The sequence below is a fragment of the Corynebacterium nasorum genome (assembly GCF_022347325.1).
Taxonomy (GTDB): domain Bacteria; phylum Actinomycetota; class Actinomycetes; order Mycobacteriales; family Mycobacteriaceae; genus Corynebacterium; species Corynebacterium kefirresidentii.
In genome coordinates this window covers 243,121-259,042 of record NZ_JAKRDU010000001.1, presented here as the reverse complement: position 1 = coordinate 259,042, position 15,922 = coordinate 243,121, and the positions used below count along the sequence as shown (strand labels likewise).

The window sequence follows — 15,922 nt, the reverse complement described above, 5'->3', positions numbered from 1 at the left end:
TTTTTAGAAAAGGTACGTTGAAACCCTGCAAGCTACAACGGGTGGGGGAGGGTGAATGTTTCCCTTAGCTCTGTGGCTTGTAGTCGGCATAGCGACTGTAGACATTAGACGGATCTTTAAAGTCCATGCCACGCAGGCCGCCGGCAACAACCGGAGCAAAAAGTTCTAGGATTTGCTCGCGTGGTAGCTGTGACATGGGGCCGTTGACGGCAAGAACGGTAAAGCCATGGATGGTAGACCATGCCAAAAGGGCGTTCTGCATGAAATATGTGGGGTCAGTAGTATTGTCCAAAGCTTGCGCGTGGCGGGCGAGAAGGGCGAAGAAATCGCGAATCTGCTGAAGGTGATCCATCTTCGGATCATCTTCGGTGTGTGGATCCACACCGAGCATGAAGCGCAGCGCCTTCCATTCCAACATGCAACGGAAGAAATTGGTCTCATCCAAGGCAAACTCGAGGTAAGCGTAACCGATTTGCACCAAGTGCTCTGGAAAATCCAAGTGCCCGGCAGCCTCAGTAGTCTCATGCAGGCGCCGGACCAGTTCGTCGGTGGCAAGCTCTGCTACCTTATCGTGTAGTTCTTCTTGATCCTTGAAGTGGCGGTAGGCGGAGGTAGGGGATACTCCGGCTTCGCGGGTAACGGCACGGACCGTGATGGCATTGGGGCCGCTTCGCTTGCCTAGCTGGACTGCGATGCGGAGCAGCTCATCGTGGAGGTTTCCATGATGGTAAGGCTTATTATGCGATTCCATGAGAGTCATTTTATCACCGAAACTTATTTTCCTATAAACTATTTTGTCAGCATAGTGAGCAACAAAATTGCGGGGGTAGAGGTACCGGAATCCGCAGCTGCAGCCTCGACTTTATGCACCTCATATGCAGGAAGATGCACGATCGTGTCTGGCGTAAGGGTGACGGTTTCTTCACCATAAGTGAAGTTGAGCTGCCCGCGGAGCGTCTGCACGATAATGGGATGAGCGGCCTTGTGGTCCGGTAGGGACTGTCCTGGTGCAAAGCTAAAGAGAATGAGATTAGCGCCATCGGTGCTCAAGACGCGCTGCACGCCTGGGCGGGGCCGCTGCGGATCCGTATCCGGTGCGATATCGAGCAAATTAAGTGTAGTCATAGCGGAAGCAGTGCCCAGATGGGAAGCCGCGCCAAAAGTATCCGGGGAATTGGTAGGTAAATCGCTCATGTGCCTACTTTAACGACAATGAGCCCCAGAAACTGGAACTTTTTCGAAGTAACTGAAAACCCATCACTGACAAGGGAAAAGGCTCGTGCTGTAGAATTTCCGCTATGGAATTGATGATTGGTCGCGTGATTAAATCGCACGGCGTGAAGGGTGAAGTAGTAATCGAGGCCACTACTGACGAACCGGAGGTGCGCTTTGCGGTGGGGGAAGCGCTCCATGGCACGCAGGGCAAAAAAGAGCACACGCTAACTATCAAGGCAGTCCGCACTCACAAGGGAAGGCTGCTCGTTACCTTCGAAGAAGTAAAAGACCGCAATGTGGCGGATAGCCTGCGCGGCACGAAGTTTTTCGCCGCGCCGCTCGATAACGATGATGGCGGTTTTTATGACCATGAGCTGGAAGGACTACGCGTACTTCTGGCGGGCAAGAACATTGGTGAGGTTACGTCGGTCATCCACGGTGGAAGCCAAGATTTGCTAGAGGTAAATCTCGACACTGGCAAGGAAGCACTCATTCCTTTCGTGCATGCCATTGTTCCTGACGTGGACCTTGCAGCAGGGACGTGCACCATTGACCCGCCGGAAGGATTGCTGGACCTATGAGGCTTGATGTCGTCACCATCTTTCCGGAGTACTTGGAGCCGTTGCGGCATGCACTTTTAGGAAAAGCCATTGAACAAGGTCGCCTTGAAGTAGGCGTACATGATCTGCGGCAGTGGGCGACTGATGCGCATAAGTCTGTCGATGATTCGCCGGTCGGCGGTGGCCCTGGCATGGTTATGAAGCCGGAAGTATGGGGGCCGGCACTCGATAGTGTTGCTGCTCAGGAAAGCGCACCGAACCTAGAATCGGCCCTTCCGCACTTGAACCGTCCCCGCCACGATGAGCTTGAAGGAGTAGAGGCGCACGCCTATGCGGTTGACGCCCAGCCCGAGGAGGATAGTGACCTCCCACTGCTCATTGTGCCTACCCCAACGGGACAGCCGTTTAGTCAAGCGGATGCGCGTGCGTGGTCGACTGAGGAGCATATCGTCTTTGCTTGCGGGCGTTATGAGGGAATCGATCAGCGTGTGGTGGATGATGCCGCGCGTCGCTACCGCGTCCGCGAGGTATCCATCGGTGATTATGTGTTGATCGGTGGGGAAGTAGCGACGTTGGTAATTGCAGAGGCCGTCGTGCGACTCATTCCAGGCGTGCTGGGCAATAAGCGCTCCCATGAAGAGGATTCCTTTTCTGATGGTCTCTTGGAGGGCCCGAGCTATACCAAGCCGCGAGAGTGGCGGGGTCTGGCCGTACCGGACGTTTTGACCTCGGGAAACCACGCCTTGGTGGATAAGTGGCGGCGCGAACAAGCATTATTGCGCACCTGGCAGCGCCGTCCCGAGCTGCTGGAAGTAGCAGAGCTAGACAAGGATGATAGGGCTTTCATTGCGCAATTGTTGCAGGAAGCTAAGGCTAAGGGTGAAGGCTAATGGAGGTTAGTGCTGATCTTTCCGTGCTTCTAGGAACTCGAGAGAATGAGGATTGCCTCGCAGGACTGCCTGACAGGCTACGTGCTCAGGGCTTTCATCCAGCTAGCATTTTCGTCATTCAGGTAGCGGAATCATGCCCGGAGAGCAGCCCGTTAGCGCAGGAATACCGTTTCAGGTTTGGTCAGCGACCGCAGGGAATTCCGGTGTGGCGGCTTATAGTTAACGGTGAGACCGCACACCCCTTAGCCACCGTGGCCCCCACTGTGGCGGAATGTTTGCCCCCGGAAGCGCTGTGGTTGGGGAGCGCGGAAATCGGTTTTACAGAGATGGGGCTTGGTACCCCAGCGGTATGGCGAGCGGAAGCTGCGTAATAGGCGCCGACGAGGAAATTAATTGCCGCATTTTCACGCTAAATCTGCAGCGCTTAGGCCGTCTGGGGGTTATAGTTAGGGGGACATTCCCTCCAATTTTCTATTCCCAAGGTGGTCCCTAAACCATGACGGCTCCCAATGGCAATAATTACGGTGGATTTAACCAGCAGCCGCCCCAGTACAACCAACAGTATTATCCCCAGCAGAACAATGGCGGCGTCAGCGGTGCCACGATCGCTGCGATTATCGCAGCCATTGTGGCGGTAATCGCGGTGGCTGCCATGGTTATTATGTTCGTGACCAATAACCAGAGCGATTCTACGGATAGCGCTGCAGGGGATAGCCAATTCCAGCAGGCGGATGCGAATAGTGGATCCGGAACTGGGTCGGGGTCCGGCAAGAAGTCCGGTTCCTCCAAGGATTCTGCAGAGGATGAGGACTCCAGCCCGGTCACGGTGACCGAGACCAAGGAAGCCCCGGCACCAGCACCGGCACAGGCTGGTTCCGCTGGCTCCAGCAATGGACATTCCTGGGGTGATTACCCTAACTATTATGCGACTGGCCCGACTTCCAGTCCTTTTGCTCGCAACGTCTACACCGCTTTTATGAATAACTGGGTTGCGGGTGGCGGCACCAACGTCACCTTGAGTGTCTATTCGCCGAGCACCGGTCGTACCTACACCATGTACTGCTCCGGCAGCTCCGCCCGGGTTACTTGCACCGGCGGCAAGAACGCCCGCGTGGTTATCCACTAGGCACGCGCCGCACCTTCCTCCTTTCCTTGCTGGAAAGGAGGTTTTGCGTTGAGGGGGCGTCGGCAAGCGAAGGCGGTGAAGGGGCAGTGCGGTAAATTGGGTGGGTCTAATCCCAAACCTCGAGAAAAGAGTGAGGAGACCACGTGAATATTGCGGCAACCATCGCCGCCGAGCTCAACGTAAAGGAAACGCAGATTTCCACCGCGTTGCAGCTGCTTGCGGAGGGCAATACTGTGCCTTTTATTGCCCGCTACCGCAAGGAGGCCACCGGCGGGCTGGATGACTCCCAGCTGCGCACTATTGAAGAGCGCGCGAACTACCTGAAGGAATTGCAGGAGCGTAAGGAGACCATCCTTGCGGCGATTGAGGAACAGGGCAAGCTTAGCGACGCCCTGAAGGAACAAATCCTTGCCTGCGAAACCAAGGCGCGCTTGGAGGACCTGTACCTGCCGTATAAGAAGCGCCGTAAAACTAAGGCGGATATTGCCCGCGAGGCCGGCCTAGAAGAGCTGACCGATAAGCTCATCGCGGATCCTCACGCCACCCCAGAAGATCTAGCGCAGGCCTTCCTTTGCGAGGGCTTTGAAGATACAAAGAAAGCCCTCGACGGCGCCCGCGCCATCCTGGTGGATCGCTTCGCACTGGACGCTGACCTGGTGGGTGAGGTGCGAGAGCGCATGTTTACTAAGGGTGTTATGGGCGCGCACGTCATTGAGGGCAAGGAAACAGAAGGGGCGAAGTTTAAGGATTACTTCTCCTTCAACGAGTCTTTCCACACATTGCCCTCGCACCGCATTTTGGCGCTCCTGCGGGGCGAGAATGAAGGCGTATTGCAATTGCAGCTTGATGCTGGCGATGACGCGGACTATGAGGACGTTATTGCCTCCCGCTTCGAACTGGATCGCTCCTCCAAGTGGCTTGCTGACACCGTCCATTGGGGCTGGCGCACCAAGCTTTATATTTCCTCCAGCCTGGATGTACGTATGCGCCTGAAAGAAGTGGCAGAGGAAGGTGCGCTCAAGATCTTTGCCACCAATTTGCGGGACGTGCTACTTGCTGCGCCGGCAGGTCAGCGTGCCACCATTGGCCTGGATCCGGGATACCGCAATGGCGTCAAGTGTGCGGTTGTAGACAAAACCGGCAAAGTGCTCGATACCGCCATTGTCTACCCGCACCAGCCGCAGAATCAGTGGAGCCAGGCGCTACAGACCTTGTCTACCATGTGCGCCAAGCATTCAGTGGACCTTATGGCCATCGGAAATGGTACTGCCTCCCGCGAGACCGAGAAGCTCGCCCAGGAGATTGCGGACCTCATCAAGCAGGCCGGAGGCCAGCGTCCCACGCCCGTCGTAGTCTCAGAGTCCGGCGCTTCGGTGTATTCTGCCTCGCAGCTGGCGGCGGAGGAATTCCCCGACATGGATGTCTCGCTGCGTGGCGCAGTTTCCATCGCCCGTCGTTTGCAGGATCCTCTGGCGGAGCTGGTAAAGATCGATCCGAAGGCTATTGGGGTGGGGCAGTATCAGCACGATGTTAACCAGACCGCGCTCGCTCGCACCCTTGATGGTGTGGTGGAAAGTGCCGTGAACGGCGTGGGCGTAGATCTCAACACTGCTTCCGTCCCGCTGCTGGAGCGGGTGGCTGGAGTTAATTCCACCATCGCTGCCAATATTGTGGCTTACCGCAATGAAAATGGCTCCTTTGCTTCCCGCAAGGAACTGAAGAAGGTGCCGCGTCTCGGACCTAAGGCGTTTGAGCAGTCAGCCGGCTTCCTTCGCATCAATGGCGGCACCGATCCATTGGATGCCTCCGCCGTGCACCCTGAGGCTTATCCAGTTGTCTCCCGCATTGCGGAAAAGACCGGTCTGGGCATTTCCGAGCTTATTGGCAATACCCGCGTACTTTCCAAGCTTGCGCCAGCAGATTTTGCAGATGAGACCTTTGGTATCCCTACGGTGACCGATATCATCGCTGAGCTGGATAAACCCGGCCGCGACCCGCGTCCGGAATTTAAGACCGCAACCTTCAAAGAGGGGGTACATAAGGTCTCCGATCTCACCCCGGGAATGATCCTTGAGGGCACAGTTACCAACGTGGCGGCCTTTGGCGCTTTTGTGGACGTTGGAGTACATCAGGACGGCCTCGTCCATGTTTCTGCCATGAGCCACAAGTTCGTCTCTGATCCGCACGAGGTCGTGCGCTCTGGCCAAGTGGTCAAGGTAAAAGTCATGGAGGTCGACGTCGAGCGGCAGCGCATCGGCTTGTCTTTGCGCCTCGATGATGAACCGGGGCAGCAGGCTCCCAAGCGCCGTGGCGATGCGCAACATGCCGCAAACTCTGCCGCCAGGGGAGAAGGGAAGCGCTCCGGACACAAATCCGGGCGCGGTTCCCGGGGCGGCTCGCGCGGCCGCACTGGCGGACGAGGTGGCTCCGGCGGTGGTGGTGCCATGGCCGATGCCCTGAAGAAGGCAGGCTTCTAACCGCCGTGGTCTAGTGTTTTGCCTGCTGCTTTAGCTCCCATCGTTGCGTACGGTGGGAGCTTTTGCAGTCCGGAGGGAGGATTCTGCCACGTTGTTGTCGGAACCATGATGCGGGCGAGGTGGAACCCATCCAATCACCTGCGCAAACTTCACCTAGCGGTGGTGGGGACGGCCGCTTAGCAGTTTCCCTCCTAAGCTGCGGCGGCGTAGCTTGGGCGGGGGAGAGAAAGAAGTGCTGGGAAGGAAATTTGGTTCCTGCAGGTACATATGGAAAAATAGTGCACCGTTCTATGTAACGGGCACGAACCGGTTAGGCTTCACGCCGCTAGGGTCCTCTGTCCCAAACTGAAAAGGAATATTGGCATGTCCAACATTATTGACAAGGTCGATGCAGCACAGCTGCGCGACGATATCCCGTCCTTTCGCCCAGGCGATACCCTCGACGTTAACGTAAAGGTTATCGAGGGTAACAACGAGCGTGCACAGCTGTTCAAGGGCATCTGCATCCGTCGTCAGGGTTCCGGCATCCGTGAGACCTTCACTGTCCGTAAGGTCTCCTTCGGTATCGGCGTTGAGCGTACCTTCCCGGTTCACTCCCCGAACCTGGAGTCCATCAAGGTCTCCCGCCGCGGCCGCGTTCGCCGTGCGAAGCTGTACTACCTGCGCGATCTGCGCGGTAAGAAGGCTCGCATCAAGGAGCGTCGCTAGTATTAGTGCGCTGCGCGCCACCATCCCCCTTGCACCCTTGTGGGTGCAAGGGGGATTTTTGTGCCTATTGCCAGCTATTTCCTGGTGTCAGCCGGCAGGCTTTAACCGGATAGTTGCCTGTGAATTCTCCAGCCGCGAGGGGGATAAGGCGGGAACCGGGACGTGGGGTTGCTAGGATTTAGCGCGTGAATAAAGACAGCATCTCGCAGGAACAGTCGCCTGAAGGTGAGGGGGCCAACCCCGTAGAGGGGATCGCCTCCCCGCAAGGCGAAGGGGCAACCAAGAAAAAAGACATGCCGTGGCTGCTGGAAACCCTTCTGGTCGTGGCAACGGTCCTTGTTATCGTGGGCCTTTTCCAGAACTTTATCGGACGGCAGTATGTGATCCCTTCCGGCTCGATGGAGCCGACACTGCATGGCTGCGAGGGCTGTACGAATGACCGTATCTTTACGGAAAAGATCTCCTATTACGGCGATGGCGAGCCAGAACCAGGCGATGTTGTCGTATTCAAAGGCACCGAGGACTGGAATTCGAGTTATGTCTCGCCGCGCTCGTCCAACCCGTTAATCCACGGGGTGCAGGACGCGTTGAGCTTTGTATCCTTGGCACCGCCCGATGAAAATACCCTAGTCAAGCGTGTGGTTGCTACCGGTGGGCAGACAGTGTCTTGCCAAGAGGGTGATCCTGCAGTCATGGTTGATGGCAAGCCCATCGAGCAAGACTACGTGCAAGACCCGCCCACGTACCCGGTAGATAAGTCGACAGGCTCGGAAGCTTGTGGAGGCCCGTATTTTGGTCCCGTGGAAGTACCGGAGGGCAATATCTGGGTCATGGGTGATAATCGCACGGCCTCGGCAGATTCTCGCTATCACATGACCGATAAATTCCACGGCACAGTACCGGTGGAAAATGTCCGCGGCAAGGTGAAGTTCGTCTTCTGGCCGTTTACCCGCATCGGTGGCATCGATGACCCGGACATCCAGGAATAAGCCTTCTTCCCAACGCCTGCGCACCCGGGATTTTTTCTTCCCCGTGGTGGCAGGTTTTGTCCTGCTGGTGCTGTTACAAGCATTGGTGGGACGGATGTATGTCATTCCTTCTGCGTCGATGGAACCTACCCTGCATGGTTGTGCCGGCTGCGAAAATGATCGCATCGTAGTGCAGAAGGTCAGCTATTACTTCACAGACCCACAACCTGGGGAGGTGGTTGTCTTCGAAGGGCCGGAGTCGTGGAATAACGAGTTTCAGGTAAAACGCTCGGGCAACATTATTGTGCGTGGTGCGCAGAATGCCTTGGCAGCCGTAGGACTATTGCCCAACGGGGAAAATATCCTCGTCAAGCGGGTAATTGCTACCGGCGGACAAACGGTGAGCTGTGAAGCTGGTGATCCTTCGGTGATGGTGGATGGTCAGCCGATTGATCAATCATTCGTGCTTGATCCACCGGAGATTCCCGTAGACCCCGGCGTTGGCTCCCAGGAGTGTGGCGGCGAGTACTTCGGCCCCGTCACCGTCCCGGAGGGGCATCTCTGGGTAATGGGAGACAATCGCACCAACTCCCTCGATTCGCGTGCGCACTTGGGCGATAACCTACAAGGCACCGTGCCAGTGGATAATATTCGCGGCCGAGTTGAGGCTGTCATCTTGCCTCTGTCGCGGTGGGGTGGGGTGGAACACCCAGAGATTTCGCATGCGGCGGCTTAAGCAACGACGCACCTATGAGCTGGCCTTGAGCAAGGCTGGGCTCGGGCCGGTGGCTGGAGTGGATGAGGCCGGGCGTGGCGCGTGTTGCGGGCCGATCACCATCGCGGCCTGCATTATGCCTGATCGCCCGATCAAGGAGCTGGCGGAGCTTAGCGATTCCAAAAAGCTGACTCCCCGGCAGCGCGAGCGGCTCTTTCCACTCATTAAGGACAAGGCTGTGGACTGGTCTGTGGTGCACATTAGCGCGGGGGACATCGATAAGCGCGGCATCCAGCACGCTAATATTTCCGGTATGCGCAGGGCGGTAGCACGCCTGGATATCCGCCCAGGCTATGTGCTTAGCGACGCCCTCTTTATCCCCGGCCTTACCCAACCCCAGCTGCCCATCATCAGCGGCGATGCAGCCGCGCGGTGTATCGCCGCGGCAAGTGTCTTGGCAAAAGTGAGTCGCGACCACCTGATGCGCGACCTTGATGCGCGCTACCCCGGCTATGAATTAGCCAAGCACAAAGGCTATGGGACTAAGGCACACGAGGCCGCAATTTCGGCGCTGGGAGCGTGCCCGGAACACCGGATGAGCTATGACAATGTCCGCCGCGCTCATGCGGAGTTCGCCGCGCGTGCCTAGCGAAAATCTAGCCTCCTGCACGCTAAGCTTAAGCGAGCTAACCCACAACCTGGAGGTCCACCGTGAGTGCAGAGGAACTCGATAACTACGAGGCTGAGGTAGAGCTGTCCCTCTACCGCGAGTACCGAGACGTTGTCAGTCAGTTTTCCTATGTCGTTGAAACTGAGCGGCGCTTTTACCTTGCTAATGCGGTAGAGCTCATTCCGCATACCTCTGGGCCTGATGTGTACTACGAGGTGCGCATGTCCGATGCTTGGGTATGGGATATGTACCGCTCCGCCCGCTTTGTGCGCTATGTTCGCGTCATTACCTACAAGGACGTCAATATCGAAGAGCTGGATAAGCCTGAATTCATGATGCCGGAGTAATTTTGTCAACTCGGCACTACAAGCGTTGTGCCCTGGCTGTGGATAACAGTGCCTCGAAGCCTAGTTATCCACAGCCTGGGCACTTTCCGTTTTGTACACCTTGTGCACCCCATGCTAGCTGCGGTGTTCTGTGCAGGCCGATGAATTTCACGACGCACAAGGATAAACTGCAATGCAATTTAGTTCAGAACACCACCTAGCCACGAAGAAGCCTCGCCATAAGCAAGTCTTAGGGAAAAGGGGAGAAGCCTTCGCCGCGCGCTACCTCCGTGAACGCGGGGCCGAAATTATTGCCGCTAATGTCTCTTATAGGGTAGGAGAAATTGACCTCATCGCGCGCGAGGCGGACGGAACCATCGTCTTTGTTGAGGTTAAAACGCGCGCCACTCCCAGCTTCGGGGTAGCAGAAGCCGTAACCCCGCAGAAGCTAGCGCGCCTTCGCAAGGCTGCAGCGCAGTGGCTCGATGGAAAGCCACTGTCTTCGGTGCGATTCGACGTTATAACGTTGTTGGAGCGCGGGCAGGGATTTGCGTTAGAACACTTCAAGGGGGTTGAAGATGGCTCTAGGTAATTGCTTGACGATGTCCCTCAACGGAGTTCTAGCACAGTTAGTCGATGTAGAAGCGAACGTTGGCCACGGCCTGCCAGGGATACATGTTGTGGGGCAGACGGATACCGCGATCTCTGAATCGCGGGATAGGATCAAGACTGCAGCCTTTAACTCCCACCTTCCTTGGCCCAAGACCAAAGTGGTCGTCTCGATGTCTCCAGCGTCGCTTCCCAAATCCGGTTCCCACTTTGACTTACCCATAGCGCTCGCGATCTTGGCTGCACAGGCAGAAAGTGACTTTCCGCGCTTTGGCAACTCGCCTTCGCCCGCGAGGCGGCTGCAGCGCACCTTGGTTTTGGGAGAACTCGGCCTCGACGGATCCGTTCGGCCCGTCGCAGGTATTATTCCGGCCCTTCTAGCCGCAAGAGAGCAGGGAATATCAACTCTTATCGTGCCGCCGGGTAACGCAGCCGAGGCAACCTTGGTGCCGGATTTAGACGTACTCGTTGCGGCTTCTTTGAAGGAAGCGTTCAGCTGGGCGTGTGGAAGCCGTGGGTTACCGCAGGCGGCGAGTTTTCCTGGATCGCCCGACCCCGCGCCCGCAGCTGCAGCACGCCCGGATTTTTGCGATATCGCGGGCCAAGCTAATGCAAAATGGGCCGCCGAGGTTGCTGCGGCCGGCGGGCACCACCTTATGATGATCGGTCCTCCAGGGGCGGGAAAGTCCATGATTGCTTCCCGCCTGCCCACCATCCTGCCTACACTTACCCCGGATCAGCAGGTAGAGACCACCGCGATTCATTCGCTTACCGGAACGCCAGGTGAGGTCATTGAGCATGCTCCGTTTATCGCCCCGCATGCCTCGGTTACTCGGGCCGCGCTACTAGGCGGCGGCTCCGGGCATCCGCGCCCAGGAGCGGTAAGTCTGGCCCACAATGGTGTGCTCTTCCTCGACGAGGTCAGCGAGGTTGCCGCACCGGTACTCGATGGCCTGCGTGCCCCGTTGGAAGAAGGGCAAGTACGGCTTGCGCGCTCGCGCCGAGAAGTTATCTATCCTGCTCGCTTCCAACTGGTCATGGCAGCAAACCCGTGTAGGTGCTCGGCAGAAGATCCTTCGCAGTGCAGGTGTAACCCCCACGAGCGCATGAACTATCTGTCCAACCTCTCCGGTCCGCTCCGGGACCGTCTAGATATGGTGGTCACCTTAAGTGGGCAGGCGGCGACGATTAACGCGGAGGGCGAAGAAGACTCCGCAGTCATTGCCGAGCGAGTTGCCGCTGCCCGCGAGCGTGCCGCTGCGCGGTGGTGGGCGGATGGCATTTCCGCGCGGACCAATGGCGAGGTCCCTTCGTCCTACTTGCGCCGAAAGCGGCCGGCTGCGGATGCTGCAATGGTCATGTTGTCCGCCTACCTGGCGGAAGGCGAAATTTCCCAGCGCGGGGTGGACCGTGTGCTCAGGCTTTCGTGGACCCTAGCTGATTTAGCAGGGAAGATGCAGCCGGACTTGGATGAGGTGGGACGCGCACTCGACCTGCGTGGCTCCATCAACGTGGGAAGGCTCGCGGCATGAGCGAATTAGACCTCTCCACACCTTATGCCACCTGGGTATACCTCAACCGCGTGGTAGAAGGCCCTTCCGCTGCCTTGCAGGCCCTGCTTACGCAGTATCCGGCTGGGGAAATCGCCCATGGAATTTACCATCGTGCCGATTGGATAGGACCGCTGCTTGCGCGCACGGCCTCCCGTTATGATTGGCTGCGTCAAGCGGAGGATATGGCAGCAGCAGAACGCGTTGGGGCTCGGCTCATCACGGCAGAAAGCCCAGAATGGCCAACGGAGGAGTTTGATTCCGCATTCGGCTTTTATCAAAACAGCGGGGAAGCCCCAGCTACCTTTGATGACCAAGCACTGCCGCCGCACAGCCTCTGGGTGCGTGGCGCCCCTGTGAAACAGGAGGTTGCTCAGGCTGTAGCGATTGTTGGCACTCGCGCCATTTCTCGCTATGGCTGGCAGGCAACCCAAAACGTAGTGTCCGGATTGGTTCAACACGAATGGACTCCTATATCTGGCGGCGCCCTAGGCGTTGATACCGTGGCGCATGAAACTGCTTTGCACAACAACGGGCACACGGTAGCTATAGCAGCGTGCGGCATCGATAGGGACTATCCGGCTCGCAATGCCAACCTATTTGCCAAGATCGCGGATAACGGGTGCGTTATTTCTGAATTCGCACCGGAAACCGCACCGAAGCGACACCGGTTCCTAACGCGCAATCGTTTAGTAGCAGCACTCAGTCACGGCACCGTAGTTATGGAGGCGGCTTTTCGATCCGGCGCACTTAATACTCTCAACTGGGCAGAAGCGCTAGGACGCGTGGCCATGGCTGTACCGGGGCCGATAACCACTAGCGGCTCGCTGGGCTGTCACCAGCGCATTCAGGAAGGCCGTGCACAGTTGGTCACCAGCGCCGATGAAATTCGCGCCTTAGTCAGTCGCACCGGGGAAGTAGATCCAGGTGCACAATATGAAATCAATTTTGCGGCAACAATGACACAACGTCTCTCCCGCAATGAGTTGCGAGTCTTTGATGCAACACCGCCGCCAGGCCAAGAAAAAGCTACGGCAGAGGACATTGCCCGCGACGCGGGATTTCGTCTGCCGTTGACAGTTCACCTTTTATTGGCGTTAGAGAAGATGTGTGTCGTTGTCCGCCACGGCAATACCTGGGCGCGCAGGGAAACGGAATAGATAACCCCAGTGAAAGGCGAGTACACTGCTGTGACATGAGTGAAGATGGAGTTTCCGCGAAAGCGCCGGATATTCAAGGGCAGATGGCTGAGGCTATCGAGGATTTCGTGGATTTCCAACTGCACGTGAAAGGCCGTGCGGAGGCAACGGTACGTGGGTATCGCTCAGATCTGCGCGACCTTGCTCGCAGCGTTCCTACCTTTGCGGAATTTAACCTCAACAACCTGCGCCAATGGCTGGCAGAGGCCGTGGCGGAAGGAAAGTCGCGCTCCACCTTGGCGCGGCGCACCGCAGCGGTCAAAGGATTTTCCACTTGGGCAGTGCGCGAAGGGCACCTCGAGCGAGATGTAGCCGCACGGCTGGTCACGCCCAAGGTGGGCCGTCACCTACCGACGGTTCTATCCCCCGAGCAGGCCGGTGAGCTCATGGGCAATGCGGTTTCTGCAGACGAAGCTCACTTCCTGCGCGATAGTGCCATCTTGGAGTTGCTGTATGCCTCCGGGATGCGCGTGGCGGAGCTGGTGCGCCTAGACCTGAGCGATATTGATTTTCATCGCGGCACCTTGCACGTAACCGGTAAGGGAGATAAGCAGCGCGTGGTGCCTTTTGGTCATGCGGCGGACGACGCCTTGCGGCAGTGGATAGAAAAGGGCCGTGGACAACTCGCTGAGGAAGGAACTAAAGCCGTATTCGTAGGCAGCAGGGGAGGGCGCATTGACCAGCGCCAGGTGCGGCGCATTGTGGATAGGGCCGCCAAAGTTAGCGGTGCACAAGGGCTTACCCCGCACGGAGTGCGGCACTCGGCTGCCACCCACCTCCTAGAAGGCGGGGCAGATTTGCGGGTTGTGCAAGAACTATTGGGGCATTCCTCGCTTAATACCACGCAGATCTATACCCACGTATCTGCGCAAAGATTGCAACGCGTATATAACCAGGCGCATCCTCGAGCTTAAAGTGGCTTGAGGCGTATCACTGGCATATCCAGCAAGGTTAAAGGATCGATATAGGTATCTTTTGCAATGAGGGCGCCCCAGTGCAGGCCGGGATAGCCATCGACGGGATTGCCCAAGCGGCCAATGACTTGTCCTTCGCGAACTTCTTGGCCTTGTTTTACGGTGCCGTGTACGGGCTGATAAGTCGTCCTTACCCCGTCTGCATGGGTGATGGAAACGACCGGTTTTCCTGCCACCGTGCCGACAAACGCGACAACGCCATCTTCAGCGGCTACCACCGGAGAACCCACGGCAAGGGCCATGTCTACACCGCGGTGGCCGGGACTCCACTTTTGTTCGGGAGCTTCAAACCCGCGCAAAACCCGCGCCGGGTTTGGCTTACCCGAGGCAGGATCAACGTAGGCCGTGGCCGGCGGGCAGCACAGTAGTAGGAGGGAAGAAACGACGAGGAAGGCAGTGGTGGTGAAGGTGGGGCGTCGGAAAGCGGGCTTTGAAAAAGACACAGAAAAATGGCTCATGGGAAAAGCATTAACCAGAGGTGAGCTGTCAGAAAACCCTTGCCTGTGGGGCTGTGGATTACGAGTAGCGGATGGTCCAATTGGGGTGAATGTGGCGCATGATGCTTAGCAGCTTCGACCCTAGTGTGAATAAGTTGTATTCGGTTTGGAAAAACCAGCGTAGAGGGATTATTCTTTGAGGCAGCAGTGTGTCCACCGTGTGGAGGCATTGACTACGCGCGGCGAAGTTGTCGCTTCCTGCTGGAAGGAAGAGACAGCCTGGCGGCTGACGTGGTCCTTGGAAACAAGGTGTCAGCGGGGCCTTCGTTGCTAGGGTGCGGAATAAAACACCGCACAATTGGAAAACCGAAAGACAAGATAAAAGAAAGCGAGCGAATCATGGCAGTTGTAACCATGCGCGAGCTCCTCGACGCTGGTGTGCACTTTGGCCACCAGACCCGTCGCTGGAATCCGAAGATGCGTCGTTTCATCTTCACTGACCGTAACGGCATCTACATCATCGACCTGCAGCAGACGCTGACCTACATTGACGAGGCTTATGAGTTCGTCAAGGAAACCGTTGCACACGGCGGCACCATCCTGTTCGTTGGTACCAAGAAGCAGGCTCAGGAAGCAGTTGCTGAGGAAGCAACCCGCGTCGGTATGCCTTACGTAAACCACCGCTGGTTGGGCGGCATGCTCACCAACTTCCAGACCGTGTCCAAGCGTCTGAAGCGCATGAAGGAGCTTCAGGCAATGGACGAGCGTGAGGACGGCTACAAGGGCCGCACCAAGAAGGAAGTTCTCATGCTCAACCGTGAGCGCGCCAAGCTCGAGCGCGTTCTGGGCGGCATCTCCGATATGGCTAAGACCCCGTCTGCTCTGTGGATTGTTGATACCAACAAGGAGCACATCGCGGTCAAGGAAGCTCACAAGCTGAACATCCCAGTTGTTGCTATCTTGGACACCAACTGCGACCCGGACGACGTTGACTTCCCGATTCCGGGCAACGACGACGCTATCCGTTCCACCAAGCTGCTTTCTGGCATCGTTGCTTCCGCTGTAGAGGAAGGCAAGAAGGCTCGTGAGGAGCGTCAGCTGGCTGCAGCCAAGGAAGCTGCCGGCGACTCTGCTGAAAAGGAAAAGCGTGACGCTGAGGCGGCTGCCGCAGCTTCCGATCCGGCTTCCGCAGAAAAGTCTGAGGAAGCATCCGCAGACAAGGCCGAGAAGTAATCGTACTTTCTTGGTAGGAACCTTCCTTACCTGCGTTTAACTGAATACCCCACGCACTTTTGGTGTGGGGCAGCAAGGGAGTAATACCTGCCCAAGGCTGTTTACCAACCCCCGCCACCGTGCTCAAACGGCGGCGGGGGTTGGTTTTATCTATGCTGGGTGCTGCTGAAGCCAGCTCCACCTTCATGCATAGGTGAGAAAAGGGGTGGTTTCTGCCACCCTAAAGCGGCGCGATTTCACCGCGTCGACTACGCTGTTTGAACGA

At 57.3% G+C, this 15,922-nt stretch carries 17 protein-coding genes; 14 read left to right on the top strand and 3 right to left on the bottom strand.

Annotated elements, in window-relative coordinates; translation table 11 throughout:
- Positions 1-64: 64 nt before the first annotated feature.
- Both MHK05_RS01245 and MHK05_RS01240 read right to left on the bottom strand, forming a co-directional pair.
- Complete coding sequence (locus MHK05_RS01245) at positions 65-751, bottom strand: TetR/AcrR family transcriptional regulator (protein ID WP_239204264.1); 687 nt, start codon at positions 749-751, stop codon at positions 65-67.
- Between the two features lie 38 nt (positions 752-789).
- The gene (locus tag MHK05_RS01240) at positions 790-1,194 is read right to left on the bottom strand and encodes a cupin domain-containing protein (protein WP_239204262.1); all 405 of its coding nucleotides are present in this window, start codon (positions 1,192-1,194) and stop codon (positions 790-792) included.
- A 104-nt stretch (positions 1,195-1,298) separates the two neighbouring features.
- Here MHK05_RS01240 and rimM point away from each other — a divergent pair, with 104 nt between their 5' ends.
- The 13 genes from rimM to MHK05_RS01175 all read left to right on the top strand — a co-directional run bounded on the left by rimM (position 1,299) and on the right by MHK05_RS01175 (position 13,927).
- A complete protein-coding gene (gene rimM, locus MHK05_RS01235; protein WP_034655408.1) occupies positions 1,299-1,796 on the top strand; it encodes a ribosome maturation factor RimM in 498 nt (165 codons plus the stop codon).
- The gene (gene trmD, locus MHK05_RS01230; protein ID WP_239204260.1) at positions 1,793-2,665 is read left to right on the top strand and encodes a tRNA (guanosine(37)-N1)-methyltransferase TrmD; all 873 of its coding nucleotides are present in this window, start codon (positions 1,793-1,795) and stop codon (positions 2,663-2,665) included. The genes rimM and trmD overlap by 4 nt, the downstream gene beginning before the upstream one ends.
- A gap of 496 nt (positions 2,666-3,161) precedes the next feature.
- Positions 3,162-3,791: a hypothetical protein gene (locus tag MHK05_RS01225; protein WP_239204258.1), complete on the top strand. Its 630-nt coding sequence runs from the start codon at positions 3,162-3,164 to the stop codon at positions 3,789-3,791.
- A 143-nt stretch (positions 3,792-3,934) separates the two neighbouring features.
- Positions 3,935-6,268 carry a Tex family protein gene (locus tag MHK05_RS01220; protein ID WP_239204257.1) on the top strand — a complete coding sequence of 778 codons (2,334 nt, stop codon included), beginning with the start codon at positions 3,935-3,937 and terminating at the stop codon, positions 6,266-6,268.
- 363 nt (positions 6,269-6,631) lie between these two features.
- Positions 6,632-6,976, top strand: a complete 345-nt coding sequence (gene rplS, locus MHK05_RS01215) for a 50S ribosomal protein L19 (RefSeq protein WP_005325245.1) — start codon at positions 6,632-6,634, stop codon at positions 6,974-6,976.
- A 185-nt stretch (positions 6,977-7,161) separates the two neighbouring features.
- The gene (gene lepB / locus MHK05_RS01210; protein ID WP_239204255.1) at positions 7,162-7,965 is read left to right on the top strand and encodes a signal peptidase I; all 804 of its coding nucleotides are present in this window, start codon (positions 7,162-7,164) and stop codon (positions 7,963-7,965) included.
- A complete protein-coding gene (gene lepB, locus MHK05_RS01205) occupies positions 7,943-8,680 on the top strand; it encodes a signal peptidase I (RefSeq protein ID WP_023021293.1) in 738 nt (245 codons plus the stop codon). The genes lepB (MHK05_RS01210) and lepB (MHK05_RS01205) overlap by 23 nt, the downstream gene beginning before the upstream one ends.
- A complete protein-coding gene (locus MHK05_RS01200; protein WP_239204253.1) occupies positions 8,667-9,308 on the top strand; it encodes a ribonuclease HII in 642 nt (213 codons plus the stop codon). Before lepB (MHK05_RS01205) ends, MHK05_RS01200 begins: the two co-directional genes overlap by 14 nt.
- 62 nt (positions 9,309-9,370) lie before the next feature.
- Positions 9,371-9,676, top strand: coding sequence for a DUF2469 domain-containing protein (locus tag MHK05_RS01195; RefSeq protein WP_005325239.1), 306 nt, complete (start codon positions 9,371-9,373; stop codon positions 9,674-9,676).
- 172 nt (positions 9,677-9,848) lie between these two features.
- Positions 9,849-10,247, top strand: a complete 399-nt coding sequence (locus MHK05_RS01190; protein ID WP_086587468.1) for a YraN family protein — start codon at positions 9,849-9,851, stop codon at positions 10,245-10,247.
- Positions 10,234-11,796 (top strand): YifB family Mg chelatase-like AAA ATPase, encoded by a 1,563-nt coding sequence (locus MHK05_RS01185; RefSeq protein ID WP_239204251.1) that lies wholly within the window; start codon positions 10,234-10,236, stop codon positions 11,794-11,796. The genes MHK05_RS01190 and MHK05_RS01185 overlap by 14 nt, the downstream gene beginning before the upstream one ends.
- Positions 11,793-12,974: a DNA-processing protein DprA gene (dprA, locus tag MHK05_RS01180; RefSeq protein ID WP_239204249.1), complete on the top strand. Its 1,182-nt coding sequence runs from the start codon at positions 11,793-11,795 to the stop codon at positions 12,972-12,974. Before MHK05_RS01185 ends, dprA begins: the two co-directional genes overlap by 4 nt.
- A gap of 35 nt (positions 12,975-13,009) precedes the next feature.
- A complete protein-coding gene (locus MHK05_RS01175; protein WP_023021298.1) occupies positions 13,010-13,927 on the top strand; it encodes a tyrosine recombinase XerC in 918 nt (305 codons plus the stop codon).
- Here MHK05_RS01175 and MHK05_RS01170 read toward each other — a convergent pair.
- Positions 13,924-14,430, bottom strand: a complete 507-nt coding sequence (locus MHK05_RS01170) for a M23 family metallopeptidase (RefSeq protein ID WP_308767530.1) — start codon at positions 14,428-14,430, stop codon at positions 13,924-13,926. The genes MHK05_RS01175 and MHK05_RS01170 overlap by 4 nt on opposite strands.
- 393 nt (positions 14,431-14,823) lie before the next feature.
- Between MHK05_RS01170 and rpsB the strand changes: the two genes are divergently transcribed.
- Positions 14,824-15,657, top strand: coding sequence for a 30S ribosomal protein S2 (rpsB, locus tag MHK05_RS01165; protein WP_005325233.1), 834 nt, complete (start codon positions 14,824-14,826; stop codon positions 15,655-15,657).
- Positions 15,658-15,922: the final 265 nt, after the last annotated feature.